We start from the raw sequence: 13,442 nt of genomic DNA, 5'->3' as shown, positions 1-13,442 counted from the left end.
GGATGGATTGCTGTGGGCTCACGCCGTGAGCCCGGCATCACGTGGCGGCCAGGGCCGGGCGGCGGTGTTCGATCCCGCCGCCCGGGCCCTTGGCCCTACGATCAGCCGCCGACCGCCGTGTTGTAGCCGTCCACGATGTTCTGCAGGGCCTTGTCGACCGACTGCTGGCCGTTGATCGCCTTGCCGAGTTCCGTCTTGGTCGGGTCGGTGGCGAGGCTCTTGCCCTTCAGCACCCAGTTGGTCTGGGCGTTGTTGAAGTAGCCGGAGATCGGCGCGTACAGCGGGATCTCCTCGTTGTAGAGCTTGAACGCCGCCTGCGCCGCAGCCGACTTGAACGGGTACTTCGGGCTCAGGCCGCTTTCCACCGGGAGGAAGCCGGAGGTCTCGACCAGCTCGGTGTACTGCTTGGGCTCGTAGACCCAGGACAGGAACTTCTTGGCGGCGGCGGAGGCCGCGCTGTTGTTGTTGAAGCCGACCATCATGCCGCCGCTGTTGACGTCACTGGCCTGCACCGGCTGGGCCGGGGTCGGGACGCTCGCCCAGTCGAACTTCTTGATGCTGTCCGCGAAGGAGGCGACCTGCCAGACACCGGACCAGTAGGCGACGACGTCACCGCTCTGGAACATGGCCGACGGGTCGGCGCCGCTCGTCCACACCGACTTCGGCATGGTCTTGTCGTCGTTCAGACCGACGAAGTACTTGACGGCCTTCTTGGTCGCGTCGTCCACCGAGAACTTGCCGGAGGAGTCCGCGTGGACGTACTGGCCGCCCATCTCGTACACCATGGCGCGCAGCCGGGACGGCGACTGGTCGAAGGTCAGGGAGTACTTGGCGCCGGTCTTCTCGCGGACCTTGTTGGCCGCCGCGATGAACTCGGTCCAGGTCCAGGTGTTCGAGGGGGAGCTCGGGACGGCGACGCCGGCCTTCTCGAACAGGGACTTGTTGATGAACAGGCCGGACGCGGTGACGTCCGAGGGGATGGCCAGCACCTTGCCGGAGGAGTCCTTGGCGAGGAAGTTGGAGTTGATGTTGTTGGCCTTGTTGCTGGTGATGGAGCTGAGGTCGATCAGCTTGCTCGACCAGATCGGGTCGAGGGCCGGGACGTCGGCGACATCGGGCAGCGAGTTCGCCTGGGCGGCGTTGTGCAGCTTCGTCGGGTACCCGTCGTAGGGGATGTTGACGAGCTTGACGCTGACGCCCTCTTCCTTCTTGTACTGCGCCACCAGCTTCTTCCAGCCCGCGTCCTGGCCCGGGACCGTGGAGATCCAGAAGGTCAGCGACTTGGAGGTGCCGCCGGAGCCGGAGCCCGAACCGCAGGCGGTCAGGAGCAGGGCCCCTGCCGAGGCCGCGGCAGCGAGAGGAACCATCCGGCGCATGCCGCCGCGGACGAGTCGGCGGGAGCTCCGCACACTCACTCTGGTCATCTTTCGATCCCTTTTCTTCGTAGCGGAGGAAGCACGGCGCCATCCGAGGCGGCACAGGTGCATTCTGCAGAAAGGTTCGCTTTCAGGGGGTTTGGCCTCGCCCGGCCTCGCCATTCTGACGGGTGGCATCCCCGGCCCTCTCGGCCGCTGCCGCACAAGCACACCCTGGTGCGGTTGCCGTACTTCTCGTACGGGCGGGAGGCTCACTCCGAGTCGACGTCCCGGCCGACTTAGAAAGCGCTTGTCCGGACATTGGCAGACCGAGTCCGAGGCCGTCAATCCTTCACCCCCGCGGCATCGGTCACGGTTTGGACTCCTCTGGCGACCGCGAGCCGCGCGGCGCCCACCACGGTGCCGAGATCGCCGACCGTGCTGCTCACCACCTCGGTGGGCCAGCTCAGTCGCCCCAGCTCGGTGCGCACCCCGGGCAGCAGCTGCGGGTCCGTGCCCGTGCTGCCGCCCAGGACGATCAGTCCCGGGTCCAGTACGGCGGCCACGGCCGCGGCGAGTCGGCCCACGTCGGCGGCGTGTCGGCCGACCAGGGCGGACGCCGTGCGCTGCCCCCGCGCGGCCAGGGCGAACAGCTGGTCGACGGTGTCCGGGCAGGGCCCGTCGGCGTTCATGTCGGCCCGCCACGCCGCCGCGGCCCGGCGCAGCAGCGAGCGCGCGCCGACGTACTCCTCCAGGGCCTCTCTACGGGGCTCCACGGCGTCGTCCCACGGGTAGGGCAGCCGGGCCAGCTCACCGGCCGCGCCGTTCGCGCCGCGCAGCACATGGCCGCCGACGACGATGCCGAGACCGATACCGACGCCGATCCGCAGATAGCCGAAGGTGTCACGGCCCCGCGCCGCGCCCTCGTGCAGTTCGGCGAGCGCGGCGCAGTTGACGTTGTTCTCCAGGTGGACCGGCACACCGGGCGGCAGGGCGACCGTCATGGCGTCGAACACCGGTCCGGCCTTGGCGGTCGCCGGGCGCATCCCGGCGCCCGCCCGGTTCCGCGCGGCGACGTCACCGACGGCGACGACGACGGTGCGCAGCGGGGTGCCCGCGGGCAGTGCGTCGAGGGCCTCGCGCACGGCGTCGGCCGCGTCCTCGCGGGACTCGGTGGCCTCGGCGAGCAGTGTGCCGTCGAGGGCGCAGCCGCGCACCCGGGTGAGGGCGGGGCCGAGGTCGACGGCGAGTACGGCACCGGCGGCCGGGCCCAGCCTGTATACGGCCGCGTTGCGGCCGGTGCCGCCGGAGGCGGTGCCGGAGTGGGCGGCGAGCTGGACGTTCTCCAGTTCCACGACGGCGGAGGACACCGTCGGCTTGGACAGGCCGGCCAGGCTCGCGAGCTGCGGGCGGGTCGCACTGCCGGCTCCGGCCAGCACCTCGAACACCGCGCTCGCGCTCTCGGTCAGCCGAGACGCCCGCGCCACGACGTGTTCCACACTTCCCCCAGTTCACAGGCCGCGCGCCCGACGGGTGTCCATGGGCTGCGGCGATGGGATGTCCTGGCGTCACGCGGGCTTGGACGTTACGTCCCGTTGTCCGATGTGTGATGCCTCTTGACGCACTGTACTTCGTTAGTTAACTTCCTAACGAACGTCACGGTACTCGCCTGCCGTGGTCCGACAGAAGCCCGTCCCGGGGCTTCCCTAGTGCTTCAACTTCCGTCCCCCCGGACACGGTTCGCCCACCGTCGCAGCACAGCGCAACGACGAAAGAGGTTCCGTGCAGGACTCCACGCCCCTCGTGGTCGGCATCGACGTGGGTGGCACCAAGACACATCTGCGCGCCTGCGCGGGCACGGATGTCGTCGCCGACCACATCCGTGCCAGCAGCGGCTGGCGGCCGCACGACATCGCGACCGCCGCCGACTGGCTGACCGCACTGGTCCATGACTCCCTGCCCGCACACGCGCGCCCGTCCGCGGTCGCCGTGGGCGGGCACGCCTGTGAGACGCCCCGCCAGTGCGCCGAGATCCGGGCCGCGCTGGAGAAGCGTCTCGGGATTCCCGCGCTCGTCGTGGGGGACGCCGAACTGCTCGTCCCCGCGGCCGGGTTGGACAAGGGGGTCGGCCTGGTGGCCGGCACCGGTTCCGTCGCGGTGGGTCTGCTCGCCGACGGCAGCCGGCTCCAAGTGGGCGGCTGGGGCGCCGTACTCGGCGACGAGGGCGGCGCCGCCGGTCTCGTCCGCGAGGCGGCCCGCGCCGCCTGGGCCGCGCACGATCGCGGCGAGGCCCCGGACCCGCTCGCCCTGGGACTCGTCGAGGCGTTCGCCGTGGCCGAAGTGCCCGCGCTCGGCGCCGCGTTGGAAAGCGCTTCCGACGTCTCCGCCGACTGGGGCCGCCACGCCCGCGTCGTCTTCACCGCCGCCGACACCGGCTCGCTCCTCGCGCGCGAGGTGATAGCGGAGGCGGGTCGGTCCCTCGCCGCACTCGTCGTACGGCTCGCCGAACGCGGCGTCCCCGTCGACGACGTGGTGGTCGCGGGCGGCACCGTCCTCGCCCAGCCCCGCCTGTACGAAGCCTTCACCACGGCGCTCGCCGAACGGGTGCCGGGGGCACGGCCGCAGCCCATCCGGGTACCGCCCGTCGAGGGCGCGGTGGCACTGGCCCGATCGATCCTGTGAACCGCGCAACTCCCGTTCACCCGGGGGTCATGTGACGGACGCCGAACCCCCTCCGCGGGGACACGGCTCGCCGTAAACCTTCGCACGTACGCGTCAGTAGACGTATGCGCTTTCATACGTCACACGCGTACCCCGAACCACAGCAGATCGCACGACCCCACCGGCCCCAGGGGCCGTAGAACTCAAGAGTAGAACTCAAGAGAGGCACACTCCCATGCCGTCACCCGCCGGGCACCGCACCGATGCCGGTCGACTCGCCGTGAACAGACGTGGATTCCTCAAGACCTCGCTCGGCGCCTCGGCCGGTGTGGTCGCCGCGCCGACGCTGGTCGGCTGGCTGGCGGCGGCCGACGCCAAGGCCGCCACGGCTCCGCTCGCGTTCGTGGACGACTACAAGACGAACCTCATCACGAACCTCACGCCCGAGACCAACGCCGTGGTCCGGGTCCTCGGCGGCATGGCCCGGATATGGAAGACGGGGTCCGCCTGGAACACCGGCACCCCGCTGCGCCCCGAGATCCTGCGCGCCAACATGCGGTACTGCATCGACCTCACCGCCCGCCGCACCCAGGCGCAGGCCAAGGAGGCGTTCCTCTACGACCGGCAGCACCAGAGCTACGCGATGATCGCGGGCCTGGGTCCGCTGGCCGACCTCTACAAGTCCGGTGCCCTGGCGGTCACTTCGATCACCAGCGCCCCGGACTCCACCCCGGCCACCACCATCAACGACGCCGTCCCGGCCGACGCGCCCGCCGGATCCGCGCTCGGCGCCGGTTCGCACGCCTCCGCGCTCGGCAAGGTGGCCGAACTCGTCGACACCGTGCGCGGCAACTACGCGTCGGGCAACCCGGGCAAGTACGCCTACCAGTACCCGCGTCCGTGGCGCATGAACGAGAAGAGCGAGGTCGTCGACACCGGCACGGTCGACGCGCTCGGCTACCCGGTCTACGACTCCAAGGTGATCGTCGCGCCCCAACTCCTGCGCCAGCGCAGCACGTCACCGACCGACGACGCCGGTTACCCCAGCGGCCACACCAACGCCTTCCACCTGGCGGGCCTCGCCTACGCGTACGCCGTACCGGAGCGTTTCCAGGAACTGGTCACCCGCACCCTGGAGTTGAGCCACACCCGGATCATGGCCGGCATGCACTCCACGGTCGACGTCATCGGCGGTCGCATCATGGCCACCGCGCTGGCCGCCGCCACCCTCGCCGACCCGGCCAACGCCGAACTCAAGGCCGCCGCCCGCGCCCAGGCCCTCGCCTACTTCGAGGCGCAGACCGGCACGACCGCGGACACCCTGTACGCCTACGCGCACTCGGCGACCACCGCGACCGACCCGTACGCGGACCGGACCGCCAACTCCCGTGTCGTACAGCCCAAGTTCACCTACGTCCTGACCCGCGGCGGCCGGGACACGGCGCTGACCGTGCCCAAGGGCGCGGAGGTGCTGCTGGAGACCCGGCAGCCGTACCTCTCCGCGGCCCAGCGACGCGAGGTGCTGCGCACCACCGCGCTGCCCTCCGGCTACGTCCTGCTCGACGGCTTCGAGCAGTGGGGCCGCCTCAACCTCTTCGCGGCGGCGGACGGTTACGGCTCCTTCGACTCCGACGTCGTCGTCGCCCTCGACGCGGCGGCCGGGGGCTTCGGCGCAACTGACACCTGGCACAACGACATCGACGGCTGCGGCGGCCTGACCAAGCAGGGCACCGGGACGCTCACCCTGACCGGGCACAACGCCTACACCGGCGGAACCGTCCTCAAGTCCGGTGCGCTGGTGGCCGGTTCGGCGCACGCGCTCGGCCACGGTGACGTGAGCGTGCTCGGCGGTTCGCTGCGGGTCTCCGAGTCCGTGCAGATCCACGGCACCTACGCCCAGCAGTCCGCCGGCCTGGAGGTCACCCTGCGCTCGGGCCACCAGCCCGCCGTCGAGGTCACCCGGCGCGCGACGCTCGGCAAGGGCAGCACGCTGTCCCTGCGGCTCGACACCGAGCACCCGCCGACCGCGGGCTCCACGGTGCGCGTCCTGGGTGCCTCGGCGCTGCGCGGGCAGTTCGACAGCATCACGCTGAACTCGGACAAGCTGCGGGCCGTACCCGTGTATACGGCGGAAGGTCTGTCGGTACGACTCCTGAAGCGGTGACGCCCCTGGTGGCGGGTGCGATGCGACAGTGGGGCCATGACCCGGCTCCGCATCGCTCCCGCCACCGAACGGCCGGCCTCACCGCAGGGCGGATGATGGCGCGCGAACAGCACTCGGTCCTCGACCCCGGCACGCTCGGCGACGGCGACGGCGGGCCTTCCCTGCCGCGCGCGGCGGAGAGCCGGCCGGCCCGTCTCCGCTCCGGGCTGCGGCGCCACCGGCGGTGGCTGCTGCCGCTCCTCGTGGCGCTGCTCCTGGCGCAGATGGCCGCCGTGATGGTCACGACCGCCGTCCAGCAGACACCGACCATCGACGAGCCGGTGTACGTGGCCACCGCCACCGTCTATCTGCGCGAGCACAGCCTCGACTACAACCCCGAGCACCCGCCCCTCGGGAAGCTGGTGATCGCCTCCGGGATCGCCTTGGCCGACCCGCACTTCGACGCGAACTACCGCGGCGATCAGGGTGAGTTGGGCCGCCACCTGCTGTACGAGTCGGGCAACGACCCCTGGCGGCTGATGTTCTGGGCCCGGCTCCCGGTGATCGTACTGACGCTGCTGTTCGGGCTGGTCGTGTTCGCCTTCGCCCGTGAACTCGTGGGCGCGGCAAGGGGGTTGGCGGCACTCGCGCTCTACGCGTTCTCCCCCGACGTGATCGCCCACGGCTCGCTGGCCACCCTGGACGTGCCGCAGGCGGGCTTCCTGCTGACGTCGGTGTGGCTGCTGTGGCGGGCCCGGCGGCGGCCCCGGCTGTACGTCCCGCTGGCGGGCGCCGCGCTCGGCGCCGCCGTGGCCACGAAGATGAGCGCCCTGCCCGCCGTACCCGTGCTGATGCTCCTGGCGGTGGCGTCGGTGTGGTCCGCCCGCCGCCCGGCCGAACGGGCCGCGCGGCGGCGGGCGTTGCTCCTCGGCGCCGCGAGCGCGGTGGTCGTCGCGCTGGTGGCCGTCGCCGTCGTATGGGCGTCGTATCTCGTGGTGGACCCGCGGTTGCGGTTCACGTCGACGGAACCCGTGCCCGCCATCCACGGGTTGCGCGGGCGGGTGGTCGAACTGCTGCCGTTCCCGCGGGCGTTCCTCGACGGGATGCGCATCCAGTTCGGTCTGGAGGACTACCCGTGGCAGGGCTTCCTTTTCGGGCACCTCTACACCGGGTCCCGCTGGTACTACCTGCCGGTGGCCCTCGTGGTGAAGACCCCGCTCGGCATGCTCGCGCTGTGGGCGGCGGGCGCCGTCACGGTCGTGGCGGTACGACGGCTGCGGCCGGCGGCGCCCTATCTGCTCGGGCCCACCGCGGTGCTGCTGGCCGCGGCGATGGACGGCTCGCGGGACTTCGGTACGCGGTACGCGATCTTCGTGCCGATGTTCCTGGCGGTCGCGGCGGCCTGTGTGCCGGTGCTGCGGTGGCAGTGGGCCGCGCTGTCCACGGGGGTGCTGGTGGTGTTCGTCGCGGTGAGTTCGCTGCGGACGTTTCCCTACTATCTGCCGTACTCCAACGAGGCGTTCGGCGGTCCGGCGAAGACCTATCTGCGGCTGCACGACTCGAACGTGGACTGGGGCCAGGACCTCGGCAGGCTCGCCGACCTGCTCCGGGAGCGGTACGCGGGCGAGCGGATCTGGCTGGTCTACAAGGGCAGCGGTGTGCCGTCGTACTACGGCATCGAGTCGTCCGATCCACGCAAGGCAGGCGTGCGCGAGGTGCACGGTCTGCTGGTCGTCTCGGACACCGCGATCGACAAGGCACGGGGGAAACTGGCCGAGTTGATCGACAGCAGTCGTCCGATCGATCAAGTCGGTCATTCGATCACCATTTACCGGCGCTGATCGCCCGCTGGTCACAACGCTCTGTGAGCTATGTTGAGTGACCGTGGGAGACAAAGGAGGCGGATCCGTGCCATCGCCGCAGCAGGCACGAGCCCAGGCATCCGCGATCACCTCGGGAAAGACCGACCCGGAAGTCGGGGCGGCGCCGACTTCCCAGCTCCGCGAACTCTTCGACGGGCCACGGCTGTCGCCGGGTCAGCGGCGCATCGCCCAGTACCTCATCGAGCACATCACCGAGGCCGCGTTCCTCTCCATCACCGACCTCGCGGAACGCGTCGGCGTCAGCCAGCCCTCGGTGACCCGGTTCGCCGCGGCGGTCGGCTTCAGCGGTTACCCGGCGCTACGGGAACGGCTCCAGGCGATCGCCCTGAGCACCCTCGCGGGCGGCCCGGCGGCGCCCGAGGTCAACCGCAGCAACGAACTCCAGGCCGCCGTCGACGCCGAGATCGAGAACCTGGAGAACCTGCGCCGGGACTTCGCCGACCCCGACCGGCTGATCGACCTCGGCCGCCAACTGTCGGCGTCCACCCCGCTGACCGTCCTCGGCCTGCGCATCTCCGTCTCGCTGGCCGAGTACTTCGCGTACGCCGCACGCCGTATCCACCCCGACGTACGGCTGGTGACCAGGGGCGGCAGCGTCGCCTACGACGCGATCCTCCAGTCCCGCGAGGCGGGCGGCACCTGGCTGCTGGCCTTCGACATGCCGCGGCACGCGCACGAGACGCTGACCGCGCTCCGGGTGGCCCGCAGCGCCGGGCTCAAGGTGGCCCTCGTGACCGATCTCGCGCTCGGCGCGCTGGCCGACGAGGCCGACATCACCTTCGCCATCGGCACCGGCTCCCGCCTGGTCTTCGACTCCTACGCGGCGCCGGGCGTGATGGCCGCAGCGCTGCTCCAGGCCATGACGGACGCCGATCCCGAGCGCACCCAGGCCCGCCTGGAGGACTACGAGCAGATCGCCGAGCAGCACCAGTTCTTCATGCGGGAATGACCCGCCCCTCCCCCCTTGAATCACTTCAGACTGGGACCATTCCACCCATTTCACGCATGAATGTTTTCATACGTCTTGCAAAGCGGACGGCATATATAAATACTGCTCACGGATCGCGTCCGGCCCACTCCTGACCCGTTCCGCACCCGTGAGCCCAGCGCTCGCACCCGCCCCGAGAAAGCACCGGTCCGCCCATGCGCACGCCGCTCCACCTGCCGCGCCGGCGACACCCGTCCTCCGGGGTTCCTGCACGGACACCCGCAGCCGCCGTCTCCTACCCGCGTCGGCGCCACGGGTGTTCGGTCGGGCATCGCCTGCGCGAGCGCCCAGGGCGGCCCCGGTCATCCCCTAGACCGGGGCCGCCCCACACCGTCGGACCACCCCCCGCGCCGCACACCGGGAAGCGATGACATGCAACTCACCACCACCCGCATCAGCCAGGACTGGCCCTGTCAGGTCAAGACCCCCGGCAGCTACGACTGGGAGCGCTCGGCCGCCAAGTGGCTGCGCGAGCTGGTGCCGGCCCGCTACGCCAGCTACCCCGCGTTCATCCGCCACCCCGTGCTGCTCGCCCGCCATGCGCAGATCCAGGTCCAGCACGAGATCCGCGTGGCCCGCACCGCGCTGCAAACCGCACGCGCCGACCTGCCCGGCATCGGCCTGCCGGAGTCGGTCATCGAGCACACCATCAAGCTGTACGCCGCCGAACTCCTCCAGTTGCAGCACATCGCGCGCAGCGTCCGCGCGGTGACCGAGGCACTGGTCGGGCACAGCACGGGACGCTGACCCGCGTCGAGCCGCTTCGGGCGCGGGCCCTACTGGCCCGCGTCGAGCGTGGTGCGCGACTCCAGGTCCTTGCGGGTGTCGTCGCCGTAGACGCCGTTCTCGTCGCCGCGGATGCCGTACCAGAGCTGGAAGCGGGCGACCGCCTCCTTGAGGGTCGCGTCGTACTGGCCGCTGGTGGAGCCGTTCTCGTAGACGTTGGGGATGCGCAGCAGGCGTTGTTCGAGTTCCTTCACCTGGGCGCCGCTGTCTCCCTCGCGGAGGGTGCCGGCGCCGTCGGGGTCGGACTCGGCGGCGCTCGTGGCGGGGGCCGAGGTCACCGGGGTGGGTGTGGTGACAGATTGCGCGGTGCTGGCCTCGCCTCGGCCGGGCAGCAGGAGGGCGCAGGCGAAGCCGACCAGGGCGGCGGCGCTGACGCCGATCGTGATGGCGGCCCGCCGGAGCCCGGGGCCGAAGGGGCTGTCGCTCTGTAGCGGGCGCAAGTCGCCGCGTACGGGCGGCAGTTCCTGCGTCTCGTCGTCGGAGCCGAAGAACGGCCGGGGCAGCGGGACCGACTCGAAGACGGAGGAGTCCCGGCGGGGCTCCCGCATCAGCTCCGCGAGATTGTCTGAGCGGCGGCGGCGCAGGACCCGGGCGGGTTCCAGGACCGGGCCGCCGGACGAGGCTCCCGGTTCGGGCGGTGTAGACACACTGCTCTCCTTCCGTTCCGCGCGCACGGATCTCCGCCATCCTCCTGGAGAGATACGCGCGCACGGCCTCAGGAGTTCAGGTCACGCTCCGACGAACCGGTGCAGGGATGCCTTCAGCGCGGCGACGAACGCGTCCCGGCGCGTGTCGTCGAGTGCCTCCAGGGACAAGTAGGGGTTCAGGTCCTCCAGTTCGACCAGCAGCAGTCCGCCGTCCGGGGCGCGGCAGGCGTCGACGCGCTGGATGCCGTGGTCGATGGTGTTCCAGTCCACGAACCGCTGCGCGAACTCCAGGTCGGCGGGGGCGGGTTCATAGGTTTCGAGCCGCCAGCGCTGCTCGGTGTCCGGGGCGTAGAGGGCGTACTGGAAGTCGTGGTCGACGAAGTAGAAGGACACCTCGTAGGCGAAGTCGACGCACGGCTGGACCAGGACGCTTCCGTCGGCGAGGGCCGGCAACCGGTCCGCCGGGACAATCTGGAGGCCGATCGAGTCCGCGCCGAGCTTGGGCTTGACCACGTAGCGGTCCGTGCGCGGCAGCCGGTCCAGGTCCTCGATCCGGTCGACGGTCGGGATGACCGGGAACCCGGCGGCACTCAGGTCGAGGAGGTACTGCTTGCCCGCCATGTCCGCCCGGCCCGAGAGCTGGTTGTAGACGCGGGCTCCGGCCTGGGTCGCGCGCTCACGGAACGCGTCGTACTCCGTCTGGTAGGCGAGGACGGGACCGCTGTTGCGGACCACGACCGCGTCGAATCCGTCCATCAGTCCGGCCGCGTCCAGCGGGTGACACAGTGCCAGGTCGAAGTCCTCGCGCAGCCGGGAGGTCAGGTCGATGTCCTCGTCGCAGTAGCGGCGCCCGCGTGCCTGGTAGGCCAGGTCGGTGACGTAGAGGATGCGGGGGCGGGCCGGAGGCAGGGAGGGCATGCCGGTTCTTCTCCTTGGCTGGGGGTGTGGAGAGCGTTCGCGCGTAATGATCAAAACGGTCGGACCGTGTTCACCAGGTGGGCGGCCCGTCTCCGCAGGAGGCGCGGATCCTCAACTCGGGGAGGAGTTCCACATGTTGACGAGGGGCCGGGCGCGCTCCGCTGCCGCGCTCGGCGAGCCGGCCCAGCAGCAGTTTCGCGGCCAGCTCCCCCACCGACCGTTTCGGCGGGGCGACGGCGGTGAGCGGGACGTCGGCGAGCGGGGCGACCTCGTCGTCGTAGGCGATGAGCGCCAGGTCGTCGGGGACGCGGATGCCGCGGGCCTGGAGCCGGGGCACGAGCACGATCGCGTCCTCGTCGCTGTGCACGAGGGCGGCGGTGACCCCGCGTTCGCGTACCGCGTCGGCCAGGAAGTCCACGCTCGCCTCGTAGTCGCCGTGTTCGCGGACCGAGGGGGCGCCCGGGACGGCTTCGAGACCGAGGGAGCGTACGGCCGACCCGTAGCCGTCGATGATCCGGGCGGCGTGCGGGCCTTCCTGGAGCACCGCGGTGATCCTGCGGTGGCCGAGGGCGGCGAAGCGGCCGACGGCGACCGCGGCGCCGTGGGCGCGGTCGGTGCGCACCCGGTCGAGGGCGGCGGCCGGGGTGCCGGGCGGGGCGGAGCGTTCGACCAGAACGGTGGGCACGCCCCGGTCCACGAGCCACCGCTCCTGACCGTCGACGGGCACACCGCCGGACCAACTGGGCGCCACGAGCAGCCCTTCCGCACCGCCCGCGAGCAGATGCCCAGCCTGTACGGCGTCTTCCGTGTCGACGTATCCGGACACCCCGAGCACCAGCCGGCCGCCCTGGGCCCGTACCGCCTCGCGGGCGCCGCGCACGATGTCGGCGAAGATCGAGGCGGTGGTCGGCACGATCATTCCGATCACCGGGCCCTCGGCGGGCTCCCGCCGCACCGGCGGCTCCACGACCGCCCCGCCCGGCCACACCACCGCGCCGTGCAGTCGCCGCACCCGCCCCTGCGTGGCCAGCGTCTCCACGTCGCGCCGCAGGGTGACGGCGGAGACGCCCAGTTCCGCGGCGAGTTCGGCGACGCGGAGGCTGCCGCGCTCCTTGACGAGTTCGAGCACCCGCTCATGGCGCTGGTCGACGTGAAGTCGCATGGATCCCCCTGAAGGCACTGCTGGTCGCCGTCACTCTATGCCTCGGACCGTATCGACCGTCTCGATCGTCTCGACCGCATCGGCTGTCGCAATCCGACCTGGGTTCACGGACGTGCCTCAGGGGACTCAGTGCCCTTTTGGCAGCGCACTGAGTGCCATCCGTGTCGGCCTGGTGCTACGTTCCCGTCCATGAGCTCCAAGCCGCCCATGCGGGACGCCCTGGTCGCGGCCGCCTTCCAGCTGTTCCTGGAGCGGGGCTACGAACAGACCACCATCGACGACATCGTGGCACTGGCCGGGGTCGGACGACGCTCCTTCTTCCGCTACTTCCCGTCGAAGGAGGACGTGGTCTTCCCCGACCACGAGCGCTGCCTCGCCGACATGACGGCGTTCCTCGCGTCCGGCGGCGACGAGCACGAACCCGTGCAGCGGGTCTGCGACGCGGCCCGGCTCGTGCTGCGGATGTACAACGAGAACCCGACGTTCTCGGTCCAGCGCTACCGCCTCACCAAGAAGGTGCCCGGACTGCGCGCGTACGAACTGTCGGTGGTGTGGCGCTACGAGCGAGCCCTCGCCGACTATCTGCGCGGCCGCTTCGCCGGGCGGCCCGACGGCACCCTCCAGGCCGATGTGATCGCCGCCGCCGTGGTCGCGGCGCACAACAACGCGCTGCGTTCCTGGCTGCGTTCGGACGGACAGCGCGACGCGGCCACCGAGGTGGACCACGCGCTGGGGTACGTGCAGTCGGCCTTCGGGAATCCACCGCTACCCGTCGCCGTGCTGCGACAGCAGCCCGAGGACGTCGTGGTGGTCGTCTCCCGGCGTGACGCGCCGCTGTGGCGCGTGGTCCAGGAGATAGAGTCCGCGCTCGGCCGCGACTGAACCGGAAAAATACGAGG

11 protein-coding genes are annotated in these 13,442 nt (G+C 71.1%); 6 read left to right on the top strand and 5 right to left on the bottom strand.

All coding sequences use genetic code 11. The features are described from left to right. Positions 1-101: 101 nt before the first annotated feature. Positions 102-1,424, bottom strand: coding sequence for an extracellular solute-binding protein (locus ACWIHT_RS40840; protein ID WP_456173628.1), 1,323 nt, complete (start codon positions 1,422-1,424; stop codon positions 102-104). Positions 1,425-1,699: 275 nt separating this feature from the next. After that, on the bottom strand, positions 1,700-2,842 hold the full coding sequence (locus tag ACWIHT_RS40835; RefSeq protein WP_456173627.1) for an ROK family protein: 1,143 nt from the start codon (positions 2,840-2,842) through the stop codon (positions 1,700-1,702). A gap of 295 nt (positions 2,843-3,137) precedes the next feature. Here ACWIHT_RS40835 and ACWIHT_RS40830 point away from each other — a divergent pair, with 295 nt between their 5' ends. The 5 genes from ACWIHT_RS40830 to ACWIHT_RS40810 all read left to right on the top strand — a co-directional run bounded on the left by ACWIHT_RS40830 (position 3,138) and on the right by ACWIHT_RS40810 (position 9,777). Continuing rightward, positions 3,138-4,037 carry an N-acetylglucosamine kinase gene (locus ACWIHT_RS40830; protein WP_456173626.1) on the top strand — a complete coding sequence of 300 codons (900 nt, stop codon included), beginning with the start codon at positions 3,138-3,140 and terminating at the stop codon, positions 4,035-4,037. 214 nt (positions 4,038-4,251) lie between these two features. Then, positions 4,252-6,180, top strand: coding sequence for a phosphatase PAP2 family protein (locus ACWIHT_RS40825; RefSeq protein ID WP_456173625.1), 1,929 nt, complete (start codon positions 4,252-4,254; stop codon positions 6,178-6,180). A gap of 92 nt (positions 6,181-6,272) precedes the next feature. Further along, positions 6,273-8,000 carry a phospholipid carrier-dependent glycosyltransferase gene (locus ACWIHT_RS40820; RefSeq protein ID WP_456173624.1) on the top strand — a complete coding sequence of 576 codons (1,728 nt, stop codon included), beginning with the start codon at positions 6,273-6,275 and terminating at the stop codon, positions 7,998-8,000. 67 nt (positions 8,001-8,067) lie between these two features. Next, on the top strand, positions 8,068-8,991 hold the full coding sequence (locus tag ACWIHT_RS40815; RefSeq protein ID WP_456173623.1) for a MurR/RpiR family transcriptional regulator: 924 nt from the start codon (positions 8,068-8,070) through the stop codon (positions 8,989-8,991). Between the two features lie 411 nt (positions 8,992-9,402). After that, entirely contained in the window at positions 9,403-9,777 is a 375-nt protein-coding gene (locus tag ACWIHT_RS40810; RefSeq protein WP_093623389.1) for a hypothetical protein, read from the top strand. A 29-nt stretch (positions 9,778-9,806) separates the two neighbouring features. Here ACWIHT_RS40810 and ACWIHT_RS40805 read toward each other — a convergent pair whose 3' ends face one another. From ACWIHT_RS40805 to ACWIHT_RS40795, 3 genes are all read right to left on the bottom strand, one after another. After that, positions 9,807-10,463: a peptidoglycan-binding domain-containing protein gene (locus tag ACWIHT_RS40805; RefSeq protein WP_456173622.1), complete on the bottom strand. Its 657-nt coding sequence runs from the start codon at positions 10,461-10,463 to the stop codon at positions 9,807-9,809. An 81-nt stretch (positions 10,464-10,544) separates the two neighbouring features. Further along, positions 10,545-11,372, bottom strand: coding sequence for a hypothetical protein (locus ACWIHT_RS40800; protein WP_456173695.1), 828 nt, complete (start codon positions 11,370-11,372; stop codon positions 10,545-10,547). A gap of 79 nt (positions 11,373-11,451) precedes the next feature. Continuing rightward, positions 11,452-12,543 (bottom strand): substrate-binding domain-containing protein, encoded by a 1,092-nt coding sequence (locus ACWIHT_RS40795; RefSeq protein WP_456173621.1) that lies wholly within the window; start codon positions 12,541-12,543, stop codon positions 11,452-11,454. A gap of 207 nt (positions 12,544-12,750) precedes the next feature. Between ACWIHT_RS40795 and ACWIHT_RS40790 the strand changes: the two genes are divergently transcribed. Further along, positions 12,751-13,425 (top strand): TetR family transcriptional regulator, encoded by a 675-nt coding sequence (locus ACWIHT_RS40790; protein ID WP_456173694.1) that lies wholly within the window; start codon positions 12,751-12,753, stop codon positions 13,423-13,425. Positions 13,426-13,442: the final 17 nt, after the last annotated feature.

It is taken from the genome of Streptomyces sp. NPDC002276 (assembly GCF_053891435.1).
The sequence above is the reverse complement of the archived record's forward strand: the minus strand, read 5'-3'. Positions and strand labels throughout refer to the sequence as shown.

Bases quoted from the DNA above. Each gene is read 5' to 3' on its own strand.
- ACWIHT_RS40820 (WP_456173624.1), top strand. From the start codon at position 6,273: ATGATGGCGCGCGAACAGCACTCGGTCCTCGACCCCGGCACGCTCGGC.
- ACWIHT_RS40825 (WP_456173625.1), top strand. From the start codon at position 4,252: ATGCCGTCACCCGCCGGGCACCGCACCGATGCCGGTCGACTCGCCGTG.
- ACWIHT_RS40840 (WP_456173628.1), bottom strand. From the start codon at position 1,424: ATGACCAGAGTGAGTGTGCGGAGCTCCCGCCGACTCGTCCGCGGCGGC.
- ACWIHT_RS40795 (WP_456173621.1), bottom strand. From the start codon at position 12,543: ATGCGACTTCACGTCGACCAGCGCCATGAGCGGGTGCTCGAACTCGTC.
- ACWIHT_RS40790 (WP_456173694.1), top strand. From the start codon at position 12,751: ATGCGGGACGCCCTGGTCGCGGCCGCCTTCCAGCTGTTCCTGGAGCGG.
- ACWIHT_RS40810 (WP_093623389.1), top strand. From the start codon at position 9,403: ATGCAACTCACCACCACCCGCATCAGCCAGGACTGGCCCTGTCAGGTC.